The organism is Marinomonas foliarum (assembly GCF_003337275.1).
GTDB classification, from domain to species: Bacteria; Pseudomonadota; Gammaproteobacteria; order Pseudomonadales; family Marinomonadaceae; genus Marinomonas; species Marinomonas foliarum.
The window spans coordinates 1-25,582 of sequence record NZ_QPJQ01000044.1; the positions used below are offsets into that span (position 1 = coordinate 1).

Sequence of the window (25,582 nt, forward strand, 5' to 3'; positions counted from 1 at the left end):
CAAGTGGGTTAAGTGGTGATTAAATGTCGCTTCTGAGGAAATACTGTCACAAGCTGAAAGTCAGCTAAAAATTGTCTTACTTGTTCGTATGTTCCCTAGTACAATCAGGGATAAAGTTGTAAGTCTTTTGGAAAAAAGAACAAGCACAATGTTTTCTTCTTATATGGAAGAGTTAGAAGAATACAAAAATGGATTAAAAGAAGGAAGGTACTGGGATACCTTGGAAACTAACCACCACTGGTTTCACAATAAAATAAATGATCGCCTGTATAAGAGTGGTTGTGGCATATCCCAAATAGAAGAAGCTGCCCATGAAATAAGGGCTGATATTCAAAACTATTTTGAAAGTTTCAATCCGATAAAGCGCAGTTAACAAGGCGCTCAAGCAAGGACGCCGCAAGCGGCGCCGCTTAGCTTACGTTAACTGTCTCAAGGAGATCGAGTGGATTTAGAAGAATATAAAGAAAAATACACGGAAGACGATGCACCGGGTTGGCTTGCAATTGATGAGGCTATAGAAAAGCTATATCCAGGCCAAGAGCCAAAACATTGGGCAGCAACACTGCATTACGCGGTTGGAGGAAAAGACCCTATTGATGGAATTAGCTTTTATGAGGCGCATTACAATGGAGAACTTTATTATCATTTTGTGACTTATGGCTTTTCAAATCTCTATTATGATGAAGAGTCTTTAGGTAGTGACTTTAGTAAGTTTGGCTTTGAGCTTACTTTCCGCCTTAAGCCGTTTCATCTTGATAAAGACGAGCCAACATGGGTATTTCATCTTATTCAGAATATTGCTCGATATGTTTTTAATTCAGGTAAGTGGTTTGAGCCGTATCATTACATGCCTGCTAATGGCCAAATAAGGCTCAATTCAGATACTAAATTAACGGGAATCGCGTTTTTGCTAGACCCGGAATTGGGTGCAATCAACACTCCGCATGGAGAAGCTCAATTTCTTCAAATGTTTGGTATCAACGATGAAGAGTATAACCAGCTAAAAAACTTGAAAGTTGATGCGTCATCTTTAATTACAGAGCACGCAAAAACTAATCCTTTATTGATTACGGATCTTGAGCGGTAAACACAGTTATCAAGTAACGGCAGCATCGTCCTTACGGGGCTGGACCTCCTTTCAGTTGGCTGCTGCTGGCAGCGTTAAATTTCAGAGGAAGAGATGTTCGAATATTTCAGATATGTGAAAGAGTTAAAAAGGCTCTCTAAAGAAAGAGACAAGCTTTCTGAAAGCTTTGCTGATCTCGAGGAACGATATAAAGGCGACAATGATCAAGGTCATCTGTCTTTTTTAGGGCATGAACTATATGAGTTGGATTGCTGGATAGAATACTATAAATCAGCTTACTTAAAATCTAAGGCAGATAGACTTCTAGTTCCAATGCCTGATGACAACGATACTGAAATGTATAACTCATATGACTTTGGTGATGAGCAAGGAGCTAAAAAAATTCTAACCACAAAAGGTATGCATAGGTTACGTGTACTGAGCAGAGAAGAAAACAAAGCTAGAAGAGAGGTGGTAGCTTTCTGGTTTACAATTATTACAGGTTTAATAGGCGCGACAATTGGTCTAGTATCAGTTCTCAAAGCATAAATTTAACAAGGCCAAACAACATTAGCCACTGCGTGGCTTGGACACCCTTGCAACCGCTTTATTTATCATTGCGCAAAAATCACAACTACAAGTCTGCCTTTGTTGGCAGCGTCACTTCCTTCAACACAATCCCGATTGCGCGACTCTATGGAGTTTCAGGGTCATTAACGGGAAGATTCTCTCCAGCAGCATAACCAATCTATGCCTTACGATAAAAGTCGTGTTGCTAGACATGATGTTAAGCAAAGTGAATGAGACGTTTGGGCGATAGCCTGATAAAAGAACGACCCCATCCTCCGCCTTCCCCTTGGAAGACAAAAGGGGAAGGGACTAAGCCCTCGCCCAGCAGGGCGGAATGAAGGTTGTGAATCCAAAGCGTTTGAATGGAGCATGAATTCCGCGTCGGGCTAAAGCTGCGATCTACCATACAATGAAAGCTTCGCTTTCAGCGGCACATTACGCTGCGCTTATGATGCCCTACGTTTTAGTTTTACACGAATAGCTACGAAGAAGCCCCTTCGACGCAATCCTGATTGCGCGACTCTATGGCGTTTCCGAGTCATTAACAGAAAGACTCTCTCGAACAGCAGGACTAATCTATGCCTTACTATAAAAGTCGTGTTGCTAGATGTGATGTTAAACAATGTGAATGAGATGTTTGGGCGATAGCCTGATAAAAGAACAACCCCATCCTCCGCCTTCCCCTTGGAAGACAAAAGGGGAAGGGACTAAGCCCTCGCCCAGCAGGGCGGAATAAACTTGCAGCTCAAAGTCATAGAGAATTAACAAATATACTTGAAGATCCAAAGAACAACCCTATCCTCCGCTTTCTCCTTGGAAGACAAAAGGGGAAGGGGCTAAGCCCTCGCTCAGCAGTACGGAATAAGGGGCTGGAGTCCAAAATGTTTGAGTTGAATCTACTTTCAGAGGTGCCCCCTTCCACTCAAAGAGTGTATATTCTAACGTACAGTTTTTAGGTGTTAGGGGGGCTTTTTCCTTTAACGATGTTTAAAGGGGATTTTGGTGACACCATTTATTATTTCTCAAGTTTTGGTCGCTGTAGCTATTGGCTTTGATCTGATGTCTTTCCAGTTCAAGGACAGGAGAAAGATTGTAGCTTGTCTTTTTTGCGCGGGGACTTTGATTTCTAGTCATTTTATCCTGCTTGAGCAGTGGACCGCGGCAAGTTTGATGATTATTGCTACTGTTCGATATTTTGTAAGTATATTTTCCACTTCTTTAATACTCAAATATATATTCTGTGGCGCATCGGTAATCTCGGCTGTTGTTACTTATGCCGGGTTAGCAAGTATTGTTAGTTGCTTCGCTTCAATTTTTCAGACTGTTGCTGCGTTTAATAAAGATGATCGTCGTTTACGAGAGTTAATGATCATAGGCACGGCTTTATGGCTAATACATAATTATATCGTGGGGTCTCCAACTGCTGTTTTGATGGAAGCACTCTTTATTATGAGTAATTTAGTTGGCTATTATCGTTACTATTTCAAAAAGCCAGTAACGTTATAAAATTAATTAAAGGGGGCAGCCCCTTTTTAGATGAAGTGTCTCTATCTTATGCGTTTACTAAAGTCTTCTATCCACTCAAGTCTTGAGTCTGTCGATCAATCTTCCTTTTTACGTCTTGCTGCCCGTGGGATTATTTTAAAAGGAGAGGATATTTTGATGCTGTACACCCAGCGTTACGATGATTATACCTTGCCGGGTGGCGGGATTGATGAAGGTGAGAATCAGGTGGAAGGTTTGATCCGTGAGTTAACGGAGGAGACGGGAGCGCGGAATATTCGTAATGTCGAGGCGTTTGGTTTGTATGAAGAGTTTCGACCTTGGAACAGGGATGGTTTCGATATCATACAGATGAAGTCTTATTGCTATACGTGTGAGATTGACGAGCAGTTAGGCGAGACGAGTCTGGAAGATTACGAAGTTAAAAATGGTATGAAGCCAGTGTGGATTAATGTCCACGATGCTATTGAGCATAATCTCGATACGATTAAAAACAGTGATAAAAAAGGTATGTCGATTGAGCGGGAAACTTTTTTGTTGTGCTTGATTCGAGATGAGTTGTTGGTTGTTGCAAGCTTTTAGGCTTCTGGCCAAAACCATTAGGATTGAGTGTGTTCACTAGAAAGCTTTTCTATTTATTGGTGTTTATTTTATTGCAGGGGTGCTCAAGCATTATGCCGAATTTAGGTGTTACCAATGGGAAGTTAGCGGCTTGTCCTAGCTCGCCAAACTGTGTGAGTAGTCAGATTCAAGCCAATGATAAGCATTTTATTGAGCCGATAGTGGTTAAGGGCTCTAGTCTTGATGCGCATGAAAAGGTGTTAGCTGCGCTGGAGTCTTCGAAGCGAACTAAGGTTGTGGTAAATGAAGTGGATTATATTCATGCTGAGTTTACGTCGGCGGTGTTTCGTTTTGTCGATGATGTTGAGTTTTTGTTTTCGCAAGAGCGAAATGGAGTCGTTAATATCGATATTCGCTCGGCGTCGCGGGTAGGTCATTCCGACTTTGGCGTGAATCGAAAACGTATGGAAGCCATTCGTAGTAAGCTCAAGGAGTAGCGCTCTGGATTTTTCTTAGAGCGCCTTTTTAGAGGGTATTGCGTTTCGAAGTGATCGCTTTGTGCGGTTTAAGGCGCCTGTATGTAGCTGACTTCGTATTCGATGTTTTGGCGTAGATCGCTTGGCAAGTGCAATGCATCTCCTAGGCGATCTAGGTAGCGGCGTTCTTCTTCGGTGTCGATGTCAATGGCGAGCATGGAGACAAGGTAAATCTCTGTGGCTTGTTCTTCACTTTCTGATAGGCGTGCGATGGTGATTGGGTCGCTGGCTGCTCGTAGTTGTTCTATCAGGAATCTTTGTTCTTCTGCATTGATGCCAAGGTCGCTGATCTGTTGTTCGATTCGAGTGCGTTCGATGGTGTCTATGTGACCATCTGCTTTGGCGGCGCTGATCATGGCTCGAATTAAGATTAGGCGCATGTTTTCGATTTGTTGCGTTGGCTTTTCTTCTGCTAGGTCAAAGATGCTGCCTTCCGGAACGGCTGGTGTGGTGGATGAGCCAAAACTCTGGTTTGGCGCAATGTTAGATAGCTGAGTCATGCTTTGGCTTTCTTTGTGATTACGCCACGCTTTGTAAGCCATTCCACCCACAGCCGCCATACCGCCATATTTGATGGCTTTGCCACCCATTTTACGGGCTTTTTTGTTGGTCAATAACATGGCGGCTAATCCGCCAGCGGCAGCGCCACCCATGAATCCGCCAGGAATAGAGCTTGATTTGGCTTTGGTGGTTGCCTTGTTAATTCCAGTGTCTACTGTGCCCATTATGTTGTTTAAGAGTGAGTTAATGTTCATGATGAGAGCCTCCACTTACTTCGTTGATTAATAGTTAAGACCTTGGAGGTGTTGGAGAGTTCATCTGTGGCTATTTTGTTCCCTTTCTTTTACTCGTTAATTACGTTGCTAAGAAAGGGGGATCTGATATTTAGTTCGTTAAGCTAAGAGAGTTGAAATGATTTACGTGTTTTCTTTTTATGGCTTTCTGAGTCTGGTTACTTTTTGCTTCTACGGCGTTGATAAGTCGGCTGCTAAGCGCGGCAAGCAAAGAGTACCTGAGTCGACTTTGCATTGGTTGTCTCTGTTTGGTGGCTGGCTTGGTGCTATGTTGGGTCAGAAGGTGTTTCGACATAAAACAAAGAAACGGCGCTTTTTGGTGGTGTTTTGGCTAACGTTTTTAATAAATATCTCTGTGACTGGTTACGGCCTATATTATTTCTCATTGTCCTGATTTGGACTTATCTCGTTACGTTATGTAATTACCATAGATTTTCTATGCAAACTCCATAGATAATCAGCATTTATATGGTAGGGCAGCGTTGTTCGCCTTTTACCCTTTCACAATGACACTGTTATGTTTTCAGGTGTGCGGCTTTATGAATAACAAAGAACTCAATATTGACCTTGCTGATGTAATGGAGCTGATGCTAGATGCGGTTTGTATTGTCGATCGTGAAGGGTATTTTGTCTTTGTTAGTGCGGCGTTTGAAGACATGTTTGGGTATTCACCAGAGGAAGTTATTGGAACACCTATGGTGCGTATGGTTTACCCAGAAGATAAGGTAAAAACTCTCGATACGGTCAATACTATTATTTCGGGTCAGACTCAGCCTCGTTTTGAAAACCGTTGGGTTCGTAAAAATGGTGAAGTGGTCAATGTACTTTGGTCTGCTAGGTGGTCTGAAGAGCACCAAGTTCGTATCGCGGTTGCTCACGATATTACTGAGCGTAAAAAGATGGAAGCGCAGTTGTTATACGCAGCAGGTCATGATGATCTAACTTGTCTGCCTAATAGAACCTTACTGTTAGACCGTTTGCAGTCGTCGTTGTCTCTTGCTGAGAGAGAGAAGGTTGGCTTGTCTGTGTTGTTTATCGATATAGATGGTTTTAAAGGTGTTAACGATGCTCGCGGGCACGCTGTTGGCGATTTATTACTGCAGCAAATTGCCAAAAGGCTAGGCGACTGTGTGCGTAAATCTGATACGGTGGGTCGTTTGGGAGGCGATGAGTTTTTGATTATTTTAAACAAGGTTAATAACGCTGACGGTATGTTGTCTGTTGCAGAAAAAGTTCGTGCTGAACTGGCGAACGAGTTTGTGATTGATGGTATGTCGGTGAAGGTGTCGGCTAGTATTGGTGTTGCTCGTTTCCCTGAAAACGGTAAAGAGCCGTTGGAGTTGGTGCAATACGCAGATAACGCTATGTATATTGCGAAAAATGATGGCGGTAATCGTACAGTATTATCCATTTCTGAATGATGTATCCCTCTATCTCTTCTTTAAATTAGCAAATATACTGGAAATATACCTTTCGTTTGATTTGAGTTTGACGATTTACTTTCTTCAGGCTGATTTCCGTTTTACTATTTACAGATTGGTTAAAAAATAAATTCTTGGCTTTGATGGTACCGCTTGTGATGATCGGTATCGTAATCATTTAACGACATAGGAAACAATAATGGCGGCTTTTGGTAGCGTGTTCATGCCTAAGATGGCATTGGCAACATTCGAAAATGGTAAATGGAATGAAGAAAGTGTTGTGACATCGGACAGCATTCAGTTGCATCCAGGTGCTCACGTCCTACATTACTCAAGCACGTGTTTTGAAGGGTTGAAAGCGTTTCGCCATGAAGATGGAAGTGTGCATGTGTTTCGAATGGATCAAAACATTAAGCGCCTAGCGCAAAGTAGCCGCCTTTTGTCTTTGCCAACTATTAATGAAGAACAAGTCGCTAAAATGATTGTCGATGTGGTTGCTGAATACGGCAGTGATGTTCCTGAGCCACCTGGGTCTATGTATATTCGTCCAACTCATATTGGAACAGAAGCAGCGGTGGGTAAAGCTACTGCGCCAACGGCAACTTCTATGTTGTATGTGTTGTTGTCTCCAGTGGGTGATTATTTCACTGGTGGTGCGAAAGCACTTCGTCTTTTGTTAGATGAAACTGGTATGCGTTGCGCGCCTCATATGGGCATGATCAAGAGTGGCGGTAACTACGCAAGTTCGTTGGGCCCTATCTCTAAAGCAAAAGAAGAAGTGCAAGCAGACCAAATCTTGTTCTGTCCAAATGGCGATGTACAAGAAACAGGCGCGGCTAATTTCTTGCTAATCGATGGCAATGAGATCATCACGAAAGGATTGGATTCTTCTTTCCTACACGGCGTAACTCGTTCTTCTATTCTGACTCTTGCTGCTGATTTGGGCATGACAGTTACTGAGCGTGATTTGACAGTAGCTGAATTGTTAGAGCGCTCAGCTAAGCCAGAAGTGGAAGCAGTATTGTCTGGTACGGCGGCGGTATTAACCTCTGTGGGGACTTTTATCCATAATGATAAAGAGTATCAAGTTGGTACTGGTGAACCAGGTCCTATTGCTCAGAAGCTCCGCCAAGCATTGAATGATATTCAATGGGGTAAAGCAGAAGATAAGCATAACTGGTTAACGAAAGTTTGCTAATCTGATAGAAAGTTATAGATAGAAAAAAGGGCTGAAGTTTTTAACTCCAGCCCTTTTTTATGATCGACAGTCGGTGATATAACTTTAGAAGCTCAATCGTGCTGTTGCAGAAAGAATATTGTAATCGTCTGCTGTCTGATAGTTGCCTGCTAATGAGAAGTTTCGAGTGAAATAGTAGCCTAGGGATAATTTGGTGTTGTCCAAAGAGTCCATATCCGAGTACATGGTGTGTGAAAGTCTTAGCTCTAGACGATCTGCTAGCGAGCTATTGAAACCAACTCTAAAGCTAAAATCTGAATCTTCATCATCGTAGTCGTTGTAGTGAACGAGTCCATATATCTGGCTAACACGGCCAATACCAGCAGAAGCGCCTATACCGAATTTCAAGATATCAGCATCGTTAAAATCGATAGATTCTACTGAAATGAGTGGAATAATGAGTGTATCGATAGATACAGTAAATGCAGAATAATCACCGTCATCTGCACCGTTATCATAATCAATGTTGCCCATTGTATAATCAATATATGTCATTGGAGACGCGTTTGCGTTCATAGATAAGGATATTGCTGTCGCTGCAATTCCTGTTGCAATAATATTTTTCATATTTTTCTCCGCAAATTCTAAAAATGGGAATCGGTATCATGTGCTAACTTGATTCTTACTCCCTCATAATCGGTTGGGTTCAGGCAAACTTTAATCAAATATTGTAAAGTTTTTTACTTGTTATCCTAATTTTTCGTCCAACGTGATGATATAAAAGGTGTTCTATATAGAAGAAAATTTTTGGTGAGTGTGTTAAAACTCCTCTAATTAGTGAAGAAGGCATTATGAAAAAGGCAATGAGACAACTTTGTGCACCATTATTGGCTATGTTTGAGTCAGGGGTTGGTGAGTATGAATACAAAAAATCGCACCGCATAATATTGATTGTATTGGGGGCGCTTTGTTTTGTTATTGCGTCAGCTTCTTTGGTTGTGACTATGATGACAGGTGAAGCAGCGGGTATTATTCCTATTTTATTGTTCTCGTTAACAGGTTTGGTCTGTGAGGTTGTCGGTTTACTCGGTAGTGACCGAGCTGTAGCAAGGATCTGGAAGCGAAACTAAGAGTATGCTTAGTTGAAAACAAAACGGCCAACTGGCCGTTTTGTTGTTGAAGACCGATTACTTTCTATCTTTGCCTTTGTGACGAGCCATGTCGTTACAATCTTCCATGTGTTCTTTCTGTAGTTCGACGAACTTGGCTTTCTGATCGGGCGTTAAGATGCTTAGCATTTTGTGTTGTTTACTTAGCATGTCAACTTGACGCTCTACCTGCTTGTTAACAAACGCTTGAGCAAGGGCCGTTGCTTTTGCCGGGTCAAATGTATCAGCTAGTAATACGTCATTCATTTTTTGGGTTCGTTCTGCTCTCATTTCTGCTTTTGGTTTGTTCTCGCTGAAACGCTTTTTAATTTCATCTTTATTGGCCTGACGAAGGGTTTTAAGTTGGTCTTTTTGAGTGTCTGTTAAATTTAAGTCTTTCATAATGCCACGATCAAAGCCAAACCCTGGGCGGCATTCTTCATGAGGTCCTTTGTGGTTTTTTCCGCCAAAGGCAAATGCACTAGTGCTTATGATTAGAGGTAAAACAACAGAGGCTAAAATAAGTTTCTTAGATATTTTCATAGGACTTTTCCTTCCATACTAGGTAGTTGCTAGAGTAAATAAATACTGCGTTCTGAACGCATGGAAGTAGAATAGAGGTTGCTAGGTAAACTGACGTCTGTGCAAGGTAAAGTATCGTAAATGTGGCTCTATGGTGTGTTTTTCGACGTAAAATAGGCTTATTGATTCGATGTGTATGTACCGTTTTAGGAATTTTTCATGCCTCATATTTTGATTATTGATGACGATGTTGAATTGAGCGATTTGCTCAAGGAAGTTTTGTCTTTTGAAAGCTGCGTCGTTTCGACCGCTTATGATGGCGTTGAAGGCTTGGCTTCCATGGATGATAGTGTCGATTTGGTGTTGCTTGATGTGATGATGCCTAAATTGAATGGTTTTGAGACGCTTAAGCAATTACGCGAGAAATGGGATGTACCTGTATTGATGCTGACGGCCAAAGGTGAAGAGATTGACCGTGTGATTGGCCTTGAATTGGGTGCAGATGATTATTTACCTAAGCCTTTTAGTGAGCGCGAGCTTCTAGCAAGAATTAGGGCGATCTTGAGACGCACCCAAGCCAGTAAAGGGCAGACCCAAAACGATGCGGTTGTGTATCGGGACGTTAAATTGTATCCGGGGCGTTTAGAAGCTTTTTGCAATGGTGATTTATTGGATTTGACCAGTACGGAATTTGCGTTGCTGCATTACTTTGTACTGCATCCGGGCAAGGTGTTAACAAAAGAAGAGCTAAGCTTGGATGTCCTAGGCAAAAGGTTGGCGGCGTTTGATCGTGCTGTCGATATGCATGTGTCTAATTTGCGCAAAAAATTACCAGACTGGCCTAATGCAAAGCCACGCATTAAAACTCTGCGTGGGCGTGGTTATTTGCTGGTGGAGGGAGAGTAATGAGGCTTCCAAAAATCACCAGTTTATATGGCCGTATCTTTGCTATTTTCTGGTTTACCATGTGTTTAGTTATTTTGGCCGTATTAGCATTACCTCACTTTGATCCGCGTAAACCTCGTGATATTCCACCCCCATATTATGATCGTATGGTGGAAATTAGGGACAGAGCCGAGCGTGCTTTTGCTGCTGAGCAGAGCATAGAGCCGGTGCTGCATCAATTGGAAGGTTGGTCTCATCGAGGTGGTGATAATCGGTTGCGGCTTTTTATTACGGATCTTGATGGCAATGTGATTACTACAGATCGCCGCCCAGACTTTAGTTATAAAGCGCTGCGCAACTTTGTGACGACAATTGATAACCCTCAGAGCCCTCAACAAAGGCTGTATGGCCGCACTATGATTTCGGGCCCGCTTCCTGTTCGTTTGGCTAGGGGCAATTACTTTTTGTATGTCGGAACGCGTTGGAGTGAGCCTCCACACTTTTTAATCCAATTATTTGATCATCCGTTCCGCTTGTTATTAGCGGTTATGTTTGTCAGTACTCCTTTGTTACTTTGGTTGGCGTGGGCTTTAAGTCAGCCAGCGCGACGGCTAGAGAAGGCGGCACAACGTGTGGCGCATGGGGTATTTGAAATCGATCCTGAACTTGAAAAAGGCACCTCTGAATTTCGCCAAGCAGGAGCCAGCTTTAACCAAATGGTAGAAGCTGTAAATATGATGATTTCTCGTCAACAACGTTTGCTGTCTGATATTTCTCATGAGCTACGATCGCCTTTAACTCGATTGAGAATGGCGCAAGCATTGGCAAAACGAAAGCTGGGAGACAGCTCTGATTTGACCCGAATTGACACCGAAGCACAGCGGCTAGAGCAAATGATAGGTAAGCTACTGGAACTATCTAGTATGCAGGTGGACAGCCATTTGAAGCGAGAAGCTCAACCGCTTTCTAGTCTTTGTGATGGGTTGTTAGGAGACAGTCAATTTGAAGCCGAACAGATGGGCAAGGTGCTGAGTGTTTCTAATGTTCCAGAGTGTTTGATTGTTTGCCACCCTGAGTTATTAATGAGCGCATTAGAAAATGTCATTCGTAATGCAATCCATTATGGGAAACATCAGATTCAAGTTTCTTTAGAAGCCAAGGCTGATACCTTGTTTATTAAAGTGGAGGATGATGGTGAAGGGGTTCCTGATGATGAACTGGATTCTATTTTTCGACCTTTTTATCGTGTCTCAACCGCCCGAGATAGGAGTAGTGGCGGCACAGGCCTAGGTTTGGCGATTACTGAAAATGCCATTCGTCAGCATCAGGGAGCGGTTCGTGCAGCCCGTAGTTCACTGGGGGGATTGTTGGTTGAGATAACATTACCTTTGCAAGTGACCTTATAAATTTCAATTAAGGGAAAGCATTAGTAGACAAAGCGATTAATCCGGCCCATATTAGAAGCAAGCTCGGGTGGCGTTAATTGTTTTTACTTTACGTCGCTTTGTCGCTTTCCCAAAAATTATAGGAAATACATGATAAATACTGCAAAAGAGTTCCTTTTACAGCGCATTAGCATTTTTGCCAGTCAACCCTTTGACCCTAATTCTGATTCGCAAGTTGTTGGATTACTAAAAAGTAAATTCAATATCCGTTTACCACAAAGACGCTCTATCAATGAGTCCTTGTCTTCTACCGTTAGCGATCATGAAATTATTAGTTTGATTTTGAAATACCGTTCGATGAACTAATCTTTCTTCAGGTCAATTCGCGTTTTCTTTTTTGATACACACAAAAATAGCGTTTCCAGAAAGCTGATCCCAAGCCGCGATTTTGTCGTGCTCGTGTTCAAATACATGAACATCAAAATACGGCGCCAAGATGTTTTGCAGTTCTGTGAAACTTAACGCCACCATTGGGTGTTCATCGGTCCATTGTTGGGTTTGATCGAGCGTTGTTTTATCAATGCTAAGCTTGAGAGTTTGTTTTTCGCCTTCACCTCGGTAAAACCAAGAAGACCCAAATGAAAAGACACTGTTTTCATAGTCGACGCTGTGTTTTGTCGATAGGTTATTGTCTATATGGTTCTTATCGACTGAGTTGAAACAAAATACCCCACCCGTTTTGAGCGCTTTATGAGTGCTTTCGATACAGTTTTTTAGACTTTTTAAGTCTCCGCTGTAATGAATAGAATACAGAAAACAGGTAATTAAGTCGTAAGGTTCGGCCGTGGTGTAATCGCACATATTTCCTAGCGTGAAGAGCCCATCTGGGCAACGCTGCAGAGCTAAATCCAACATTGGCTGATTAATGTCTAAGCCACTGCATTCATAGCCTTCATACTGAAAGTGCTGGATATGTGGTCCTGTTCCACAGGCTAAATCCAAATGTCGCTTTCCACCATTGCCAAAAATTTGATGAAACCTGTGAGCGCTATTGCTTTGCGCCTGATAGTTAATATCCGCACACATTAAATCGTAGTAGCCGGATAGGTCCGTGTAGAGCGCGTTGTCAGACATGTGTTGTTCACTTGAAGAGGGAAAATCGAAGGCGCATCATATAGTAGTTTGTGAGTTTTGCGAAGCCGAAAAAAAACAGGAGCAAAGGCGGACCTTGCTCCTGTTTTTTATGCGGCTTTCGTTATCTTGTTTAGACGAAGATAAAGAATTTGGCGATAAACAAAGCCGCTAACAGATAAACTGCAACGCCAACTTGCTTGCCTTGGCCTGATAGTAGTTTGATTACTGCGTAGCTAATAAAAGACAGCGCAATACCATCTGCGATTGAGTAGGTTAATGGCATGGTAAAAGCGGCAATTAACACTGGAGCAGCTTCGGTGATGTCATCCCAATCAACGTGAGCAAGACTGCTTGTCATAAGTACTGCTACGTACATCAGAGCGCCTGCCGTAGCGTAAGCAGGAATAGATCCAGCTAATGGCGCGAAGAACAAGCTAAGGATGAACAACAAGGCAACAACCACTGCGGTTAAACCGGTACGACCACCAGCAGCAACGCCTGATGCACTTTCAATGTAACTTGTAGTAGAAGAAGTACCTAGTGCTGCGCCCACTACGGTTGCGCCAGAGTCAGCCAATAAGGCTTTTTTCAAACGCGGTAGTTTGCCGTCTTTGTCTAATAAACCGCCTCGTTGGCCAACACCAATTAGGGTGCCTGATGTATCAAATAAATCAACGAAGAAGAAAGCGAAAATGACGCTTAACATGCTGATTTGGAAAGCACCTTCTATATCCATTGCAAGGAATGTTGGTGCAATGGAAGGTGGTGCAGAAACCAAGCCGCCGAATTCATTTTGACCAAATAGCATAGACAAGATAGTCACGAACAGAATGCCGATCATTACTGCACCAGTCACGTTCAAGTACGCCAAAGCACAGATAACAAAAAAGCCTAATAGGCCATAGATGGCAGAAGGAGAAGATAGATCACCCAATGACACCATGGTTGCAGGGTTTTTCACAATGATGCCGGAATTTTGCAGAGCAATCATAGCTAGGAAAAGACCGATACCCGCAGCAATACCCAGTTTTAGAGAAGACGGAATGGCATTAATAACCCATTCGCGAAGTCGAAAAATACTGATAAAGATAAAAAGTATACCAGATAGGAAAACCGCACCTAGAGCTTGTTCCCACGTGTAGCCCATGCCTAATACTACGCCGTAAGTGAAAAAAGCATTCAGTCCCATTCCTGGAGCTAGAGCGATTGGGTAGTTTGCGTATAACCCCATGATCAAGCAACCAACGGCGGCAGCAAGACAGGTCGCAACAAATACTGCGCCCTGATCCATGCCAGCCTGGGCAAGAATAGAAGGGTTAACAAAGATAATGTAGGCCATTGTTAGGAAGGTAGTGATACCGCCAACAACTTCATTGCGTACCGTGGTGTTGTGCGCTTTTAGTTGAAAATAACGTTCGAGCATGAGGGGACCTTAATATTCACCGAGGGAAGTGTATTAACTGATCATTTGGTCAGTCTCTTATTTCGGCCGCAAGTATAAAAAAAATAGGCTGGATTTGGGAGCTAAATCGAAACAAATAATCACTTTTATACTGAATATAAGCGAAAAAAAAGCCATTCACTGACTTTTTCGTATTCCCTTGGTGTGCTTTGAACTACTTATCTTGATTAAATTATAATCGTGTAACTTGGTAACCATTGGCTGTGAGTTTTTTTAGTAGGCTGTCTGGACCGGCAAGGTGCATGGCGCCCACCATTATAAATTCGATGTTATCGTCATGTAGCATGTTTTCAATCTGTGGTATCCAAAGATTGTTTCGTTGCACCAATAATGAATGATAAATATCTGGATAGTCTGTTTGGAAATCTTCTAACTCTATTCTTGCCATGGTTTCTACATCGCCTTTGCGCCAGCTTTCACGTAAGTCCGTCATGGTTTTTGACATGTCTTTGATGTCGTCAAGGGCGTAGTTAACCACTGCGTCATTGTCTTGTTCCTGTAGGTCGCTGAGCACATCGATTTGAGTTTCTGGTTCTTCTAGCCAGCCTTGTGCTTTTTGGTCTTGCTGAGCTTTTTGTGCATAAAACTGATCAACTCCTTCACTGGTGAATCCGAGGTATCTTAGCTCTATTAGGCTAAGGGAAATGGCCAGCGCGCTGGGCTTGAGGTTTTGTACTGCTGTGAAGGGAATCTGTCGACTCTCTAGATACGCTCTAAGTGCGCTAAACGTATCTGCCGAGAGTATTTCGTCAATGGTTGTGCCATCTGAATAGGACAACGCTTCCTGCATTTTTCGTTTAAACCCTGGTTGGCTGATAGTGTCCATGTTGGTTTCAAACACTACTTTATTAGCTGCTTGGTAGGCCTGTTCGTATTCTTTAGGAAGAGGGTAGTCTTGGGGTGTGAGCAGGTGAATGGTGCCGCCAATATAAAGTGTATTTGTGCCAGATGTAACTTTCCATACGGAAGCAGCTTGGGTTTGAAAGGTGGCGGCCGCCAGTAAAGTAAGACCAAATTTTTTGAGAAGTTTCATGTTTTTCCCTGATTAAGGTAAATAGAAAGCCCAGATGTCAGTGTTCGGTTATGTCATTTATTCAGGCCGTTGTTGTGATGAAAAGTGCTATTATGCTGGATATCTATCAATACTAATGTAGTAAATCTTCGATGAAAAAAGAGTTCGTGTCTATAGGGCTAACCAATCCTAAAAGTATTTCCAACGTTGGCTCTGTTATGAGGGCTGCGGGTTGTTATCAGGTTGACCAAGTTCTGTATTCAGGTCAACGCTATGATCGAGCGGCTAAAATGTCTACTGATACAAAAAAAGCAACATCCTCGATTCCGTTAATAAATATTGAATCACTTGGTGTGATAACGCTTTCGGAGGCGGTAGCAGAAGGGACCAAAATTGTGTGTGTCGATTTGATTCAAGGTGCTACGCCACTGCCACGCTTTCAGCATCCAGAAAAGGCCTTGTATATCTTTGGGCCAGAAGACGGGACTATTGATCAGAGAGTCGTCGATCGAGCTGACTTTGTGGTCTTTGTTCCTACGGTAGGTTGTATGAATTTGGCTGCCTCGGTCAATGTATTGCTCTATGATCGCCTGGCTAAATCTGACCGTGCAGAGGCTGGAGATGATCTTATCCGCCAAAGCAAAGACGTTAACAACAATGTGAAGGTTCGCAATAACATTTGAATGTGTTGTGTAAGTATGTCTGTTTGGTCATTATTTTATCCAATATTTTTCATATAGTTAGCAGTAAGTTGACTGTGATGGTTTGTTATCAATGCAAAAATGTCTGTTGAGTCTAATGGCGTTATTTGGAAGGAAGGTGAAATCCTATTTAATCAGTTAAAACCTTCAGTAAAATTTCTTTGTCGCCAAGATATAATTTGTTTGATGAGATAGAAGGAACACATCCAGATGAAGCCTTTAAGAACTGTAGTGCTTGCTTTTGGGGCTTACTTCGCAACATTAAGCTATGCTGAGGAGCCACCTGCACCGCTAGAGCCTTTAAGTCTCGAGCTAGAATTAGGGCTTATTTCTATTACCGGTAATACGGAAAGTTCTGCATTGAGAACTAAAGCAACGATAAAACAAGACTTCAAAGAGTGGAAGGCAAAATACCAAGGAGACTTTTTATATAAACGTGGTAAAAATGAAGGCGAATCTGAAACCAAAACCACAGCTCACAAGACGTTTTTGTCAGCCCAAAGTGACTACAAATTGAGCGAAGAGAACAGTTCTGTGTTTGTTTATGGCTCTTATACTGATGACCGATTTAGTGGCTATGAATATCAGAACACTATCTCTGTTGGTTACTCAGGACGAATATTTGAGGATGAATCTTCTTTCTTAGATTATAGCGCAGGACCAGGTTACTCTTTTAGTCAAACGGATGAGGGAGAAGAGGATAAAATAGCGATTGTTCATGTGGAACTTCAATATAAATATGAAATTAACCCTAATGTAACATTTCAGCAGGGAATAAGTACTGATGCGGCATTAGAGAGTAATAAAAACTCTACTTCGAAATCTGAAACTTCTGTTAGAGTAAAGCTTATAGGTAATCTGCACATGAAAGCAGCTTATAGTCTTACTCATAATAGCATCGCATTAGAAGATAAAAAGAAGACTGATGGCACCGCCAGTGTCATTTTCTCTTATACTTTCTAGCGTACACCTACTGTACTACGAGACTTCCGAAAACATGCGCTATCAGGGAATAAAAGTCACATTGGTGACGGGGTTTTTAGGCGCTGGTAAGACGACGTTAATTCGTCATTTGCTAGAGCAATCCCCGGCCAATGAGAGATGGGCTGTGCTGGTAAATGAATTTGGTGATATTGGCCTAGATGGTGCGTTTTACTCTGATTTAGGTGTTGCTATTGCTGAGGTGGCTGGTGGTTGTGTTTGTTGCACCACGTCAGCTGCGTTTCAGCAGGGTTTGAATCAATTGATTCGTAAATATAACCCAGATCGCATTTTTATCGAACCATCTGGTCTTGGTCATCCGAAGCAAATTATTCAACAACTGCGCGGTCATATATACAGTGATGTGTTGTTGCTTAGTGGCGTTTTTTGCGTCCTAGATGCTCGTACTCTTCACGATGAACGTTATACCAATCACGTTATTTTTAAAGATCAAGTTGAATCTGCTCACGGCATTGTATTAAGCCATGTTGATCGTTATCAGTCGCAAGACTTTGATGCTGTAGATCAGTATTTAAGCCAGTGTTTTATGCCATCATCGCCCCCTGTTGTTTTTAAATCGGATCCGATGAAATTGGACGCTACGGCGTTAGATATTGGCTTAACGGAAATCTTTGTTTCTTCTCGTTTTACTAATCATTCTTATATACGAGGTACTGGCCTTCATGAAAGTTATTTGCCTGTCTCTGATTTAAGAAAAGACATAAAAAGAGAGTTGAGCGATCACGGGCGTTATTATTACCAAAAGCAGCAAGATTCTATGCAGGTTTTGGGATGGTATTGGGCCGTCGGTGAATACGTCGACAGTGACAAACTGCTATCGATGATTCGTCTAATTGCATTGCAAGAGGGCGTTTATCGAGTCAAAGGCGTTTTTGCTCTTAATCCTAGTGAGGCCGTTTTTGTCAATGTTGCGCGTGGAGAAGTTAGCTCGACTGTTGCCCCATGGAAGGAAGTAAGTAGGATGGAGGTAATTGGTAGTATTGATGGAAAATGGCCTGATAAAGTGAAAGTAGGCTGTGAGGCGTTAATTTAGCTGCATGATATTGTGAGTTTAGACCAACCTTGTTTGCTTTCTTTGCTCATTAATTCCCTAGTTTGAAACAAAGATATACGGTCTTGGTCTATTTTGTCATTAACTTTGGCACCTTTTGTTATTGAGAGAATGTCTCTGATAGAGGAACCTTTCTAACATAAGAGGTTCCAATTGGAACAGATGGATAAAAACAATAAGAGGTCATAGGCCATGCCTGAATATAAAGCTCCGTTACGCGATATCAAATTCGTCACCGAAGAAGTTCTCGACTTTCATGGGCACTACGCTAAGTTAGCAGGTGCCGAAGAAGCGACGCCGGATATGGTGGCAGCCATTCTAGAAGAGGGTGCTAAATTTGCCGAGCGAGTGCTTTCTCCTCTAAACCGTGTTGGTGATCAACAAGGTTGTCAGTTCAAAGATGGTGTTGTGACAACACCAGAAGGTTTTAAAGAAGCCTATCAGCAATATGTTGAAGGCGGCTGGCCTTCATTGTCGCATCCTGAAGCAGTGGGTGGACAAGGCTTACCAGATTCCCTTGGTATGATGGTGACGGAAATGATCGCCACATCAAACTGGTCATGGGGTATGTACCCAGGCTTAAGCCATGGCGCGATGAACACTATCGAGCTACACGGCACAGATGAACAAAAACAAACTTATCTAACAAAGCTCGTTTCTGGCGAGTGGACAGGCACCATGTGTCTGACTGAGCCTCATTGTGGTACTGACCTTGGGATGTTGAAAACCAAAGCCGAGCCACAAGATGATGGCAGCTACGCCATTACAGGGACTAAAATCTTTATCTCCGCAGGTGAGCATGATATGGCAGATAACATCGTCCATATTGTATTGGCTCGTTTACCTGATGCTCCTGCTGGTACCAAAGGCATCTCTTTATTTATCGTACCAAAACACAATGTCGATGACGCAGGTGAAATGGCGGATCGTAACCAGGTGTCTTGTGGTTCTATCGAACACAAAATGGGCATTCATGGTAATGCGACTTGCGTAATGAATTTTGACGGTGCGAAAGGTTTCTTAATCGGTGAAGCCAACCGTGGTTTGAATTGCATGTTTACCTTCATGAATACCGCTCGTCTTGGTACTGCTTTACAAGGCTTGGCGCATGCCGAATGGGCATTGCAAAACTCCGTTGCCTACGCGAAAGATCGACTACAAATGCGTGCGTTATCTGGTCCAAAAGCACCAGAAAAAGCCGCTGACCCTATCATTGTTCACCCAGACGTTCGTCGAATGCTGCTTACTCAGAAAGCCTTTGCAGAAGGTGGTCGCGCATTGATTCATTACTGTTCTAAGCTAGTAGACATCACTAAGAAGGGCTCTAAAGAAGAGAAAGAAGAGGCAGATGAATTGATGTCTTTACTGACTCCGATTGCTAAAGCCTTTCTAACTGAAACTGGCTTTGAATCAGCAAATCATGGTCTACAAGTGTTTGGTGGTCATGGCTTTATCGCCGAGTGGGGTATGGAACAGAATGTTCGCGATTGCCGTATTTCTATGTTGTATGAAGGCACAACTGGCATTCAGGCGTTGGATCTTTTAGGTCGTAAAGTACTAATGACTCAAGGTGCAACATTGCGTCGTTTCACTAAAATTATCCATAAGTTCTGTAAAGAGCACAAAGGTGATAAGCGTGTTAAATCTTACATCACCGCTCTGGATAAACTGAATAGTGAATGGGGCGATGTGACGATGAAAGTCGGCATGAAAGCCATGCGCAACAAAGATGAAGTGGGCGCAGCGTCTGTCGATTATTTGATGTTCTCCGGCTATGTTGTATTGGCTTACTTCTGGGCTCGCATGGCTGTCACTGCACAGACTAAATTAGACGAAGGCACAGATGAAGTTGGCTTTTACACTGCCAAACTGCAAACAGCAACTTTCTACTATGATCGTTTGTTGCCACGTACTCGCGCTCACGTAGAGGCTATGTTGTCTGGTGCTGATAACTTGTTGGCGATGGATGAAGATAATTTCTTATTTCTTAACGCCTAGTCGGTAGCTAGATGGACGATAGTTTTATCAAACAAACATTAATGACATATTACTAGATTACAAAGAGGTCAAAATTATGAGTGAAGCAAAAGCAGTTTTTGAATCCATGCTAGGGCGCTTTGATGCGGATGAAGCGGACGATATGGAAGCGGTGTTTCAATTTGACTTAGACGATGCAGACAGCTATCACTTAAGTATCGAGGACGGTAAATGCTCGATGGGAGAAGGGGAGCATGACGACCCAACGGTGACCTTAAGCATGGATTTAGCCACACTGAAAGAAGTTATGAGTGGGGAATTAGATGGCATGGCAGCATTTATGCAGGGTAAAATTCGTGCAGATGGTGACATTATGCTGGCGACTAAGTTGACTCAAATCTTCCCACAATAGGAAAATTTAGTTTAGCTAACGTTTTAAAGCTCAACTGCCATTGGTGCGGTTGGGCTTTTGTTACTTCCCAACTCCTAAATAAAAAAAACAAATGGAGCTTTTTATGACAATGGATACTTCTTCTAATAGCAATGTAAATATTGGAAAAGCGCCAGGCAGCTACTTACCCGAATCGCTTAACCCCAATGGTTATAAATCTTTACCTGATGTATTGGCATTGGCGTCGAAAAAATATGCTGATCTGCCTGCATTTACCAGCGTAGGACGAACCATTACCTACCGTGAGTTGAATGAAAAGTCCGATCAATTTGCGGCTTATCTTCAACATGAAACCGATTTGGTCCCAGGTGATCGTATCGCGGTTCAGCTTCCTAATGTTATTCAATATCCTGTTGTACTGTTTGGTGCAATGAAAGCTGGTTTGATAGTTGTTAATACCAACCCGCTATATACACCAAAAGAGCTGGAACATCAGTTTAATGATGCAGGTGTAAAGGCATTGGTGGTGTTTGCGAATATGGCACACAATGTCGGAAAAATATTAGCTAAAACGACTATCAAGCATGTCATTATCACTGAAATCGCAGACTTCCATTCCCCTGTAAAGCGTTTACTCGTTAACTCAATCGTTAAGTATGTGAAGAAAATGGTACCTGATTACCATATTCCTAATGCACTTATGTTGAATGATGTGCTTGCTAAAGGAAAAGGCAAGGCGGTTTCTAAAGTACCAATGTCATTGGAGCAGATTGCTGTCCTGCAATACACAGGTGGAACAACGGGCGTGGCGAAAGGTGCAATGCTGACCCATGCAAATCTAATTTCCAATATGAATCAGCTGGGCTCAAGACTGAATTCGATTGTGGCCGAGCGAACTGAGCTCTATATCGCTCCACTTCCTCTGTACCATATTTATGCCTTTCTAATTCACGGTTTGACGTTATTAGAAAAAGGCGCGCACAGCGTATTAATTCCAAACCCAAGAGATTTACCTGGCTTTGTGAAAGAGCTTAAAAAGTGGCGTTTTACTGGTTTTGTGGGATTAAACACATTGTTCGTTGGCCTATGTAACAATACCGATTTTAAAGAACTTGATTTCTCCAGCCTTAAACTAACTTGTTCGGGCGGTATGCCGTTAACGCATGCCGCTGCTGATGAGTGGCAAAAAGTAACGGGCTGCCAAGTAGTAGAAGGTTATGGTTTGACAGAAACTTCGCCTGTTGTGTCTTTTAACCCGATTGGCAAAGAGCGTATTGGCACCATTGGTATTGCTGTTGCACAAACAGATATCAAGATTCAAAACACAGAGGGCGAAGCTCTACCTCAAGGTGAGGCTGGCATGTTATGCGTGCGAGGACCTCAAGTAATGAAAGGTTATTGGAACCGTGAAGAAGCGACTCGTGAAGTGATGACCGAAGATGGTTTTTTAATCACGGGTGATATCGCGATGCAGCACCCTGATGGCTACTTGCAGATAGTGGATCGTGCGAAAGACATGATTATTGTGTCTGGCTTTAACGTTTATCCAACTGAAGTGGAAGATTGCTTGTCTTCTTTCCCTGATATTTTGGAATCTGCAGCCATTGGTGTACCGGATGATAAAACGGGAGAAGCAGTTAAGGCCTTTGTGGTTCTAAGAGCCAATGTTGAGACGCTGGATACCAAAGAGCTACGTCTTTACTGCAAAGAGAATTTAGCTGCCTATAAAGTGCCTAAGTTCTTTGAAGTGCGAAAAGAACTACCCAAAACCAATGTGGGTAAAGTGCTACGTCGTGCCTTACGTGAAGAACAAGCCTAACCTCTGGTTAGGTGGATCATCAAAGTAGGAGCACAGCATGTCGCAGGTTAAGCGTAAGTTAATGCATCGCCGCGTTATCGAGTCCTATGGTTATCTACGAGAAGATGGTTTCTGGGACATTGAAGCGACGATGCAAGATATCAAGCCTTATGACGTTAACCGTGAATTTGATGGGGAGGTGGTGCCAGAAGGCAGTCCTTTCCACGATATTACGGTTTGTTTAACATTAGACGACACCTTTTTAATTAAAGAGGTGTCTGTTTCAATGGATTCTTTTCCCTTCCCCAATTGTGGTGGTGCCGCACCTAGCTTCGAAATATTGAAAGGAACTCGTATTGAGGCTGGATGGAGTCGTTGGATAAAGCAGACTTTTAGTGGGAAAGTCGGTTGCACCCATGTATTAGAATTATTGCCGGTAGTAGCAACCACTGCTTTCCAAACCATGTGGCAGCCTTTGGGGAAAAAATACCCTCAGCATGTCCCCGCAGCACTCATTAAGTTAGTCAACAGTTGTCATGGTTGGTCAGAAGATGGCCCTATGGTTCGTAAATTAGTTGAAGAGCAAGTGTTGCATTTACCTTTAAAGGAGAGTCAGTAATGAGTGATTTTGTTACTGAAAGTATTGAGTCTGGTGTGCAAATTTTGTGCTTGGACCGAGTTGAAAAGAAAAACGCGATTACATTAGATATGTATCAGGCATTAACGAATGCATTACGTCGAGCAGAGCTTAATTCCGACATAAAGGTGACCTTGATTCATGGCGCTGGAAGTGATTTCTCTTCGGGTAATGACATTAATGAATTTGTGCAGATTGCTCAAACGCCAGAGAAAATGGAAGCCATTATGGCTTTTTTACAAGTGCTGAGCAGTTATAAAAAGCCACTTATAGCAGGAGTGGAAGGGAGAGCTGTTGGTGTTGGTGCGACTATGTTGTTGCATTGTGATTTGGTACTTGCCTCTCGTGAAGCACGATTGCAGTTTCCTTTTGTGCAATTAGGACTGGTGCCCGAAGCAGCGTCTAGCCATTTATTACCTCAGTTAGTGGGCCATCAAAAAGCCTTTGAGATACTTGTCCTAGGTGAGGTTGTAGACGGTACACAGGCTTATGAGTTAGGCCTTATTAACCACATATGTGAAGAAGGTGAAGCCTACAAAGTAGCATTGCGTTATGCGGAAAAAACAGCAGCGCTCCCCGTTGAAGCGGTAGCATTAAGTAAAGATCTATTAAAGTATCGAGCGCAGGATGACGTACAAATGGCTTTAATGCGAGAAGGCAGAATTTTCAAAGATCGGTTGCGTTCAACGGAAGCACATCAAGCCTTCATGGCATTTTTATCCCGTAATAAATAGTATTCCCCTTTGCTCTCTTAGGAGAAATATATAAAGAACAAAAGGTGATCTTGCCACTAGGGAGGGTCATTTTTATTTCTTAACCTTTCTTACATAGTATCTTTTTGCCTTCTAATTACTGTTCCTCTTTTTTGTCCCTTTTTACGTCCAATCTTTTTCTTCAATTCGTACTAAACTCAAGAAGCATTATGTCTGTTATTGTTTGTTTCTTGAGACTGTTTTGCTTTAACGGATTAATGTGTGATTATTTTTGTCAGTTAACTGGCGCTTTTTTGTTATTGATGAAAATCATTCCCAAACTACTATAGAGGTTAAGTAAAGAGTTCTATTGATAGGGAATATTTGCATGCTATCAATCTAGTGAAAATCTGGATGGGATGTATGAAAGAGAACTTAATAATAAATACGAGGGGCTTATGAAAATCTTAGTATCTGTAAAGCGAGTCATCGACTACAACGTCAAAGTTCGCGTCAAATCCGACCAGTCAGCGGTCGATCTTACCAATGTCAAAATGTCCATGAACCCTTTCTGTGAAATCGCTGTGGAAGAAGCCATTCGCCTAAAAGAAAAAGGTGTGGCATCTGAAGTTGTGGTGGTCTCTGTCGGTTCAAAATCTTGCCAAGAAACATTGCGTACTGCGATGGCACTTGGTGCTGATCGCGCGATTCAGGTGGAAGCAGAGGATGGTTTAGACTCTTTATCGGTAGCGAAACTTATCGCTAAGGTGGCACAAGAAGAAGCGGCTGATTTAGTGATTATGGGTAAGCAGGCGATTGATTCTGATAATAATCAGACGGGGCAAATGGTGGCAGCGCTATTGGATTACCCTCAAGCAACTTTTGCGTCAGAAATTGTGATCGAAAACGGTGAAGCACAAGTTACTCGTGAGATTGATGGTGGTTTGCAAACTTTGGCGATTACCTTGCCAGCGGTTGTTACTACAGATCTTCGTCTCAACGAGCCTCGTTTTGCTTCTCTGCCAAATATTATGAAAGCGAAGAAAAAGCCATTGGATGTAAAAACATCTGCCGACCTAGGTGTGGAAGTTGGGTCTAATGTCAGCATCGTTTCCGTCACACCACCGCCGCAGCGTGCTGGTGGTATTAAAGTTGGCTCTGTTGCTGAGTTAGTCGACAAACTTAAAAATGAAGCGAAGGTGGTGTCATGAGCGTTTTAATCATTGCAGAACACGATAATAAATCTCTAAAGCCTGCGACGTTAAATACAGTTACCGCAGCCACACAAATTGACGCTGATGTTCATGTACTGGTTGTCGGCTTTGAGTGCCAAACCGTTGTTGAACAAGCATCACAAGTAGCTGGTGTTAGTAAAGTATTGGTGGCTGATAACGCTGCTTATGAACATCAGCTGGCTGAAAATGTGTCTAAATTGGTGGTGGAAATCGCCGGAGACTATGGTCACATTTTAGCACCTGCAACGACTACTGGTAAAAATACTCTACCGCGTGTGGCCGCATTATTGAATGTGGCGCAGCTATCTGATGTGATCAAAGTGGAATCAGCAGATACGTTTGTTCGTCCTATCTACGCAGGTAACGCCATTGCGACGGTAAAAACAACGGATCCAGTAAAAGTATTGACCGTTCGTGCTACAGGTTTTGATGCCGCTGCGAGTACGGGAGGCAGCGCAGAACGCCAGGTACTTTCTCAAGTAATTGCATCTGATCGTAGTCGTTTTGTGAAAGAGCAATTAGCTGAATCTGATCGTCCTGAATTGACTGCTGCTAATGTGATCATCTCTGGCGGACGAGGTATGGGCAATGGCGATAATTTCAAATTGTTGGAAGGTATTGCTGACAAACTGGGTGCAGCCATTGGTGCTTCACGTGCTGCTGTTGATGCGGGCTTTGTACCAAACGATTTACAAGTAGGGCAAACAGGTAAAACGGTTGCTCCAGATCTGTACATCGCGGTTGGTATTTCTGGTGCGATTCAGCATTTGGCGGGGATGAAAGATTCAAAAGTGATTGTTGCCATCAACAAAGATGAAGATGCGCCTATCTTCCAAGTGGCAGATTATGGCTTGGTCGCAGACTTATTTGATGCCGTACCTGAGCTAGAAAAAAGCCTATAACTGTTCGTAGAAACTATGTT

At 42.6% G+C, this 25,582-nt stretch carries 29 protein-coding genes; 23 read left to right on the forward strand and 6 right to left on the reverse strand.

Features of this window, described 5'->3' with window-relative positions:
* Nucleotides 1–148: 148 nt before the first annotated feature.
* The 6 genes from DFP77_RS17510 (at nucleotide 149) to DFP77_RS17535 (ending at nucleotide 4,197) form a co-directional block, all read left to right on the forward strand.
* Nucleotides 149–373: a hypothetical protein gene (locus DFP77_RS17510; RefSeq protein ID WP_114413501.1), complete on the forward strand. Its 225-nt coding sequence runs from the start codon at nucleotides 149–151 to the stop codon at nucleotides 371–373.
* Between the two features lie 69 nt (nucleotides 374–442).
* Nucleotides 443–1,087, forward strand: a complete 645-nt coding sequence (locus tag DFP77_RS17515; RefSeq protein ID WP_114413502.1) for a suppressor of fused domain protein — start codon at nucleotides 443–445, stop codon at nucleotides 1,085–1,087.
* A 93-nt stretch (nucleotides 1,088–1,180) separates the two neighbouring features.
* The gene (locus DFP77_RS17520; RefSeq protein ID WP_114413503.1) at nucleotides 1,181–1,615 is read left to right on the forward strand and encodes a hypothetical protein; all 435 of its coding nucleotides are present in this window, start codon (nucleotides 1,181–1,183) and stop codon (nucleotides 1,613–1,615) included.
* 1,023 nt (nucleotides 1,616–2,638) lie between these two features.
* Nucleotides 2,639–3,142, forward strand: a complete 504-nt coding sequence (locus tag DFP77_RS17525; RefSeq protein WP_114413504.1) for a YgjV family protein — start codon at nucleotides 2,639–2,641, stop codon at nucleotides 3,140–3,142.
* A gap of 48 nt (nucleotides 3,143–3,190) precedes the next feature.
* Nucleotides 3,191–3,721 (forward strand): NUDIX hydrolase, encoded by a 531-nt coding sequence (locus DFP77_RS17530; RefSeq protein ID WP_114413505.1) that lies wholly within the window; start codon nucleotides 3,191–3,193, stop codon nucleotides 3,719–3,721.
* A gap of 29 nt (nucleotides 3,722–3,750) precedes the next feature.
* Nucleotides 3,751–4,197: a DUF1499 domain-containing protein gene (locus tag DFP77_RS17535; RefSeq protein ID WP_220235554.1), complete on the forward strand. Its 447-nt coding sequence runs from the start codon at nucleotides 3,751–3,753 to the stop codon at nucleotides 4,195–4,197.
* Between the two features lie 68 nt (nucleotides 4,198–4,265).
* Here the strand turns inward: DFP77_RS17535 and DFP77_RS17540 are convergent, their stop codons facing one another.
* Nucleotides 4,266–4,991: a tellurite resistance TerB family protein gene (locus DFP77_RS17540; protein WP_114413506.1), complete on the reverse strand. Its 726-nt coding sequence runs from the start codon at nucleotides 4,989–4,991 to the stop codon at nucleotides 4,266–4,268.
* Nucleotides 4,992–5,148: 157 nt separating this feature from the next.
* On the opposite strand from DFP77_RS17540, the gene DFP77_RS17545 reads away from it, so the two are divergent.
* From DFP77_RS17545 to DFP77_RS17555, 3 genes are all read left to right on the forward strand, one after another.
* On the forward strand, nucleotides 5,149–5,424 hold the full coding sequence (locus DFP77_RS17545; protein WP_114413507.1) for a DUF1294 domain-containing protein: 276 nt from the start codon (nucleotides 5,149–5,151) through the stop codon (nucleotides 5,422–5,424).
* A gap of 145 nt (nucleotides 5,425–5,569) precedes the next feature.
* Entirely contained in the window at nucleotides 5,570–6,451 is an 882-nt protein-coding gene (locus DFP77_RS17550; RefSeq protein ID WP_114413508.1) for a sensor domain-containing protein, read from the forward strand.
* A 199-nt stretch (nucleotides 6,452–6,650) separates the two neighbouring features.
* Nucleotides 6,651–7,649: a branched-chain amino acid aminotransferase gene (locus DFP77_RS17555; protein WP_114413509.1), complete on the forward strand. Its 999-nt coding sequence runs from the start codon at nucleotides 6,651–6,653 to the stop codon at nucleotides 7,647–7,649.
* A gap of 84 nt (nucleotides 7,650–7,733) precedes the next feature.
* Here the strand turns inward: DFP77_RS17555 and DFP77_RS17560 are convergent, their stop codons facing one another.
* A complete protein-coding gene (locus DFP77_RS17560) occupies nucleotides 7,734–8,255 on the reverse strand; it encodes a hypothetical protein (protein WP_114413510.1) in 522 nt (173 codons plus the stop codon).
* A 224-nt stretch (nucleotides 8,256–8,479) separates the two neighbouring features.
* Here DFP77_RS17560 and DFP77_RS17565 point away from each other — a divergent pair, with 224 nt between their 5' ends.
* On the forward strand, nucleotides 8,480–8,758 hold the full coding sequence (locus tag DFP77_RS17565) for a hypothetical protein (protein WP_114413511.1): 279 nt from the start codon (nucleotides 8,480–8,482) through the stop codon (nucleotides 8,756–8,758).
* A 57-nt stretch (nucleotides 8,759–8,815) separates the two neighbouring features.
* Here the strand turns inward: DFP77_RS17565 and DFP77_RS17570 are convergent, their stop codons facing one another.
* Nucleotides 8,816–9,319 carry a CpxP family protein gene (locus DFP77_RS17570; protein ID WP_114413512.1) on the reverse strand — a complete coding sequence of 168 codons (504 nt, stop codon included), beginning with the start codon at nucleotides 9,317–9,319 and terminating at the stop codon, nucleotides 8,816–8,818.
* Nucleotides 9,320–9,517: 198 nt separating this feature from the next.
* Between DFP77_RS17570 and DFP77_RS17575 the strand changes: the two genes are divergently transcribed.
* The 3 genes from DFP77_RS17575 (at nucleotide 9,518) to DFP77_RS17585 (ending at nucleotide 11,934) form a co-directional block, all read left to right on the forward strand.
* Nucleotides 9,518–10,204: a response regulator gene (locus DFP77_RS17575; RefSeq protein ID WP_114413513.1), complete on the forward strand. Its 687-nt coding sequence runs from the start codon at nucleotides 9,518–9,520 to the stop codon at nucleotides 10,202–10,204.
* Nucleotides 10,204–11,589 carry an envelope stress sensor histidine kinase CpxA gene (cpxA, locus tag DFP77_RS17580; RefSeq protein ID WP_114413514.1) on the forward strand — a complete coding sequence of 462 codons (1,386 nt, stop codon included), beginning with the start codon at nucleotides 10,204–10,206 and terminating at the stop codon, nucleotides 11,587–11,589. Before DFP77_RS17575 ends, cpxA begins: the two co-directional genes overlap by 1 nt.
* A 129-nt stretch (nucleotides 11,590–11,718) precedes the next feature.
* Nucleotides 11,719–11,934 carry a hypothetical protein gene (locus DFP77_RS17585; protein ID WP_114413515.1) on the forward strand — a complete coding sequence of 72 codons (216 nt, stop codon included), beginning with the start codon at nucleotides 11,719–11,721 and terminating at the stop codon, nucleotides 11,932–11,934.
* Nucleotides 11,935–11,946: 12 nt separating this feature from the next.
* Here the strand turns inward: DFP77_RS17585 and DFP77_RS17590 are convergent, their stop codons facing one another.
* From DFP77_RS17590 to DFP77_RS17600, 3 genes are all read right to left on the reverse strand, one after another.
* Nucleotides 11,947–12,702: a class I SAM-dependent DNA methyltransferase gene (locus DFP77_RS17590; RefSeq protein ID WP_114413516.1), complete on the reverse strand. Its 756-nt coding sequence runs from the start codon at nucleotides 12,700–12,702 to the stop codon at nucleotides 11,947–11,949.
* A 130-nt stretch (nucleotides 12,703–12,832) separates the two neighbouring features.
* Nucleotides 12,833–14,125 carry an NCS2 family permease gene (locus DFP77_RS17595; protein WP_114413517.1) on the reverse strand — a complete coding sequence of 431 codons (1,293 nt, stop codon included), beginning with the start codon at nucleotides 14,123–14,125 and terminating at the stop codon, nucleotides 12,833–12,835.
* 211 nt (nucleotides 14,126–14,336) lie between these two features.
* Nucleotides 14,337–15,197 carry a TraB/GumN family protein gene (locus DFP77_RS17600; RefSeq protein WP_114413518.1) on the reverse strand — a complete coding sequence of 287 codons (861 nt, stop codon included), beginning with the start codon at nucleotides 15,195–15,197 and terminating at the stop codon, nucleotides 14,337–14,339.
* 131 nt (nucleotides 15,198–15,328) lie between these two features.
* Between DFP77_RS17600 and DFP77_RS17605 the strand changes: the two genes are divergently transcribed.
* The 10 genes from DFP77_RS17605 (at nucleotide 15,329) to DFP77_RS17650 (ending at nucleotide 25,562) form a co-directional block, all read left to right on the forward strand.
* On the forward strand, nucleotides 15,329–15,859 hold the full coding sequence (locus DFP77_RS17605; RefSeq protein WP_114413519.1) for an RNA methyltransferase: 531 nt from the start codon (nucleotides 15,329–15,331) through the stop codon (nucleotides 15,857–15,859).
* 228 nt (nucleotides 15,860–16,087) lie between these two features.
* The gene (locus DFP77_RS17610; protein WP_114413520.1) at nucleotides 16,088–16,840 is read left to right on the forward strand and encodes a DUF481 domain-containing protein; all 753 of its coding nucleotides are present in this window, start codon (nucleotides 16,088–16,090) and stop codon (nucleotides 16,838–16,840) included.
* Complete coding sequence (locus DFP77_RS17615; RefSeq protein ID WP_114413521.1) at nucleotides 16,803–17,912, forward strand: CobW family GTP-binding protein; 1,110 nt, start codon at nucleotides 16,803–16,805, stop codon at nucleotides 17,910–17,912. The genes DFP77_RS17610 and DFP77_RS17615 overlap by 38 nt, the downstream gene beginning before the upstream one ends.
* 210 nt (nucleotides 17,913–18,122) lie before the next feature.
* Nucleotides 18,123–19,928 (forward strand): acyl-CoA dehydrogenase C-terminal domain-containing protein, encoded by a 1,806-nt coding sequence (locus tag DFP77_RS17620; protein ID WP_114413522.1) that lies wholly within the window; start codon nucleotides 18,123–18,125, stop codon nucleotides 19,926–19,928.
* Between the two features lie 76 nt (nucleotides 19,929–20,004).
* Nucleotides 20,005–20,319: an SCP2 sterol-binding domain-containing protein gene (locus DFP77_RS17625; RefSeq protein WP_114413523.1), complete on the forward strand. Its 315-nt coding sequence runs from the start codon at nucleotides 20,005–20,007 to the stop codon at nucleotides 20,317–20,319.
* 103 nt (nucleotides 20,320–20,422) lie between these two features.
* Nucleotides 20,423–22,117 carry an AMP-binding protein gene (locus DFP77_RS17630; protein ID WP_114413524.1) on the forward strand — a complete coding sequence of 565 codons (1,695 nt, stop codon included), beginning with the start codon at nucleotides 20,423–20,425 and terminating at the stop codon, nucleotides 22,115–22,117.
* 37 nt (nucleotides 22,118–22,154) lie between these two features.
* Nucleotides 22,155–22,715 (forward strand): DUF2889 domain-containing protein, encoded by a 561-nt coding sequence (locus DFP77_RS17635; protein WP_114413525.1) that lies wholly within the window; start codon nucleotides 22,155–22,157, stop codon nucleotides 22,713–22,715.
* On the forward strand, nucleotides 22,715–23,467 hold the full coding sequence (locus tag DFP77_RS17640) for an enoyl-CoA hydratase-related protein (RefSeq protein WP_114413526.1): 753 nt from the start codon (nucleotides 22,715–22,717) through the stop codon (nucleotides 23,465–23,467). Before DFP77_RS17635 ends, DFP77_RS17640 begins: the two co-directional genes overlap by 1 nt.
* 416 nt (nucleotides 23,468–23,883) lie before the next feature.
* Nucleotides 23,884–24,636: an electron transfer flavoprotein subunit beta/FixA family protein gene (locus tag DFP77_RS17645; protein WP_114413527.1), complete on the forward strand. Its 753-nt coding sequence runs from the start codon at nucleotides 23,884–23,886 to the stop codon at nucleotides 24,634–24,636.
* A complete protein-coding gene (locus DFP77_RS17650) occupies nucleotides 24,633–25,562 on the forward strand; it encodes an electron transfer flavoprotein subunit alpha/FixB family protein (protein WP_114413528.1) in 930 nt (309 codons plus the stop codon). The genes DFP77_RS17645 and DFP77_RS17650 overlap by 4 nt, the downstream gene beginning before the upstream one ends.
* The last annotated feature ends 20 nt before the right edge of the window (nucleotides 25,563–25,582 follow it).

Coding starts and splice junctions, on each gene's coding strand:
- DFP77_RS17510 (WP_114413501.1), top strand. CDS start 149: ATGTTTTCTTCTTATATGGAAGAGTTAGAAGAATACAAAAATGGATTA.
- DFP77_RS17520 (WP_114413503.1), top strand. CDS start 1,181: ATGTTCGAATATTTCAGATATGTGAAAGAGTTAAAAAGGCTCTCTAAA.
- DFP77_RS17530 (WP_114413505.1), top strand. CDS start 3,191: ATGCGTTTACTAAAGTCTTCTATCCACTCAAGTCTTGAGTCTGTCGAT.
- DFP77_RS17540 (WP_114413506.1), bottom strand. CDS start 4,991: ATGAACATTAACTCACTCTTAAACAACATAATGGGCACAGTAGACACT.
- DFP77_RS17545 (WP_114413507.1), top strand. CDS start 5,149: ATGATTTACGTGTTTTCTTTTTATGGCTTTCTGAGTCTGGTTACTTTT.
- DFP77_RS17550 (WP_114413508.1), top strand. CDS start 5,570: ATGAATAACAAAGAACTCAATATTGACCTTGCTGATGTAATGGAGCTG.
- DFP77_RS17555 (WP_114413509.1), top strand. CDS start 6,651: ATGGCGGCTTTTGGTAGCGTGTTCATGCCTAAGATGGCATTGGCAACA.
- DFP77_RS17560 (WP_114413510.1), bottom strand. CDS start 8,255: ATGAAAAATATTATTGCAACAGGAATTGCAGCGACAGCAATATCCTTA.
- DFP77_RS17565 (WP_114413511.1), top strand. CDS start 8,480: ATGAAAAAGGCAATGAGACAACTTTGTGCACCATTATTGGCTATGTTT.
- DFP77_RS17570 (WP_114413512.1), bottom strand. CDS start 9,319: ATGAAAATATCTAAGAAACTTATTTTAGCCTCTGTTGTTTTACCTCTA.
- DFP77_RS17575 (WP_114413513.1), top strand. CDS start 9,518: ATGCCTCATATTTTGATTATTGATGACGATGTTGAATTGAGCGATTTG.
- cpxA (WP_114413514.1), top strand. CDS start 10,204: ATGAGGCTTCCAAAAATCACCAGTTTATATGGCCGTATCTTTGCTATT.
- DFP77_RS17585 (WP_114413515.1), top strand. CDS start 11,719: ATGATAAATACTGCAAAAGAGTTCCTTTTACAGCGCATTAGCATTTTT.
- DFP77_RS17590 (WP_114413516.1), bottom strand. CDS start 12,702: ATGTCTGACAACGCGCTCTACACGGACCTATCCGGCTACTACGATTTA.
- DFP77_RS17595 (WP_114413517.1), bottom strand. CDS start 14,125: ATGCTCGAACGTTATTTTCAACTAAAAGCGCACAACACCACGGTACGC.
- DFP77_RS17600 (WP_114413518.1), bottom strand. CDS start 15,197: ATGAAACTTCTCAAAAAATTTGGTCTTACTTTACTGGCGGCCGCCACC.
- DFP77_RS17605 (WP_114413519.1), top strand. CDS start 15,329: ATGAAAAAAGAGTTCGTGTCTATAGGGCTAACCAATCCTAAAAGTATT.
- DFP77_RS17610 (WP_114413520.1), top strand. CDS start 16,088: ATGAAGCCTTTAAGAACTGTAGTGCTTGCTTTTGGGGCTTACTTCGCA.
- DFP77_RS17615 (WP_114413521.1), top strand. CDS start 16,803: ATGGCACCGCCAGTGTCATTTTCTCTTATACTTTCTAGCGTACACCTA.
- DFP77_RS17620 (WP_114413522.1), top strand. CDS start 18,123: ATGCCTGAATATAAAGCTCCGTTACGCGATATCAAATTCGTCACCGAA.
- DFP77_RS17625 (WP_114413523.1), top strand. CDS start 20,005: ATGAGTGAAGCAAAAGCAGTTTTTGAATCCATGCTAGGGCGCTTTGAT.
- DFP77_RS17630 (WP_114413524.1), top strand. CDS start 20,423: ATGACAATGGATACTTCTTCTAATAGCAATGTAAATATTGGAAAAGCG.
- DFP77_RS17635 (WP_114413525.1), top strand. CDS start 22,155: ATGTCGCAGGTTAAGCGTAAGTTAATGCATCGCCGCGTTATCGAGTCC.
- DFP77_RS17640 (WP_114413526.1), top strand. CDS start 22,715: ATGAGTGATTTTGTTACTGAAAGTATTGAGTCTGGTGTGCAAATTTTG.
- DFP77_RS17645 (WP_114413527.1), top strand. CDS start 23,884: ATGAAAATCTTAGTATCTGTAAAGCGAGTCATCGACTACAACGTCAAA.
- DFP77_RS17650 (WP_114413528.1), top strand. CDS start 24,633: ATGAGCGTTTTAATCATTGCAGAACACGATAATAAATCTCTAAAGCCT.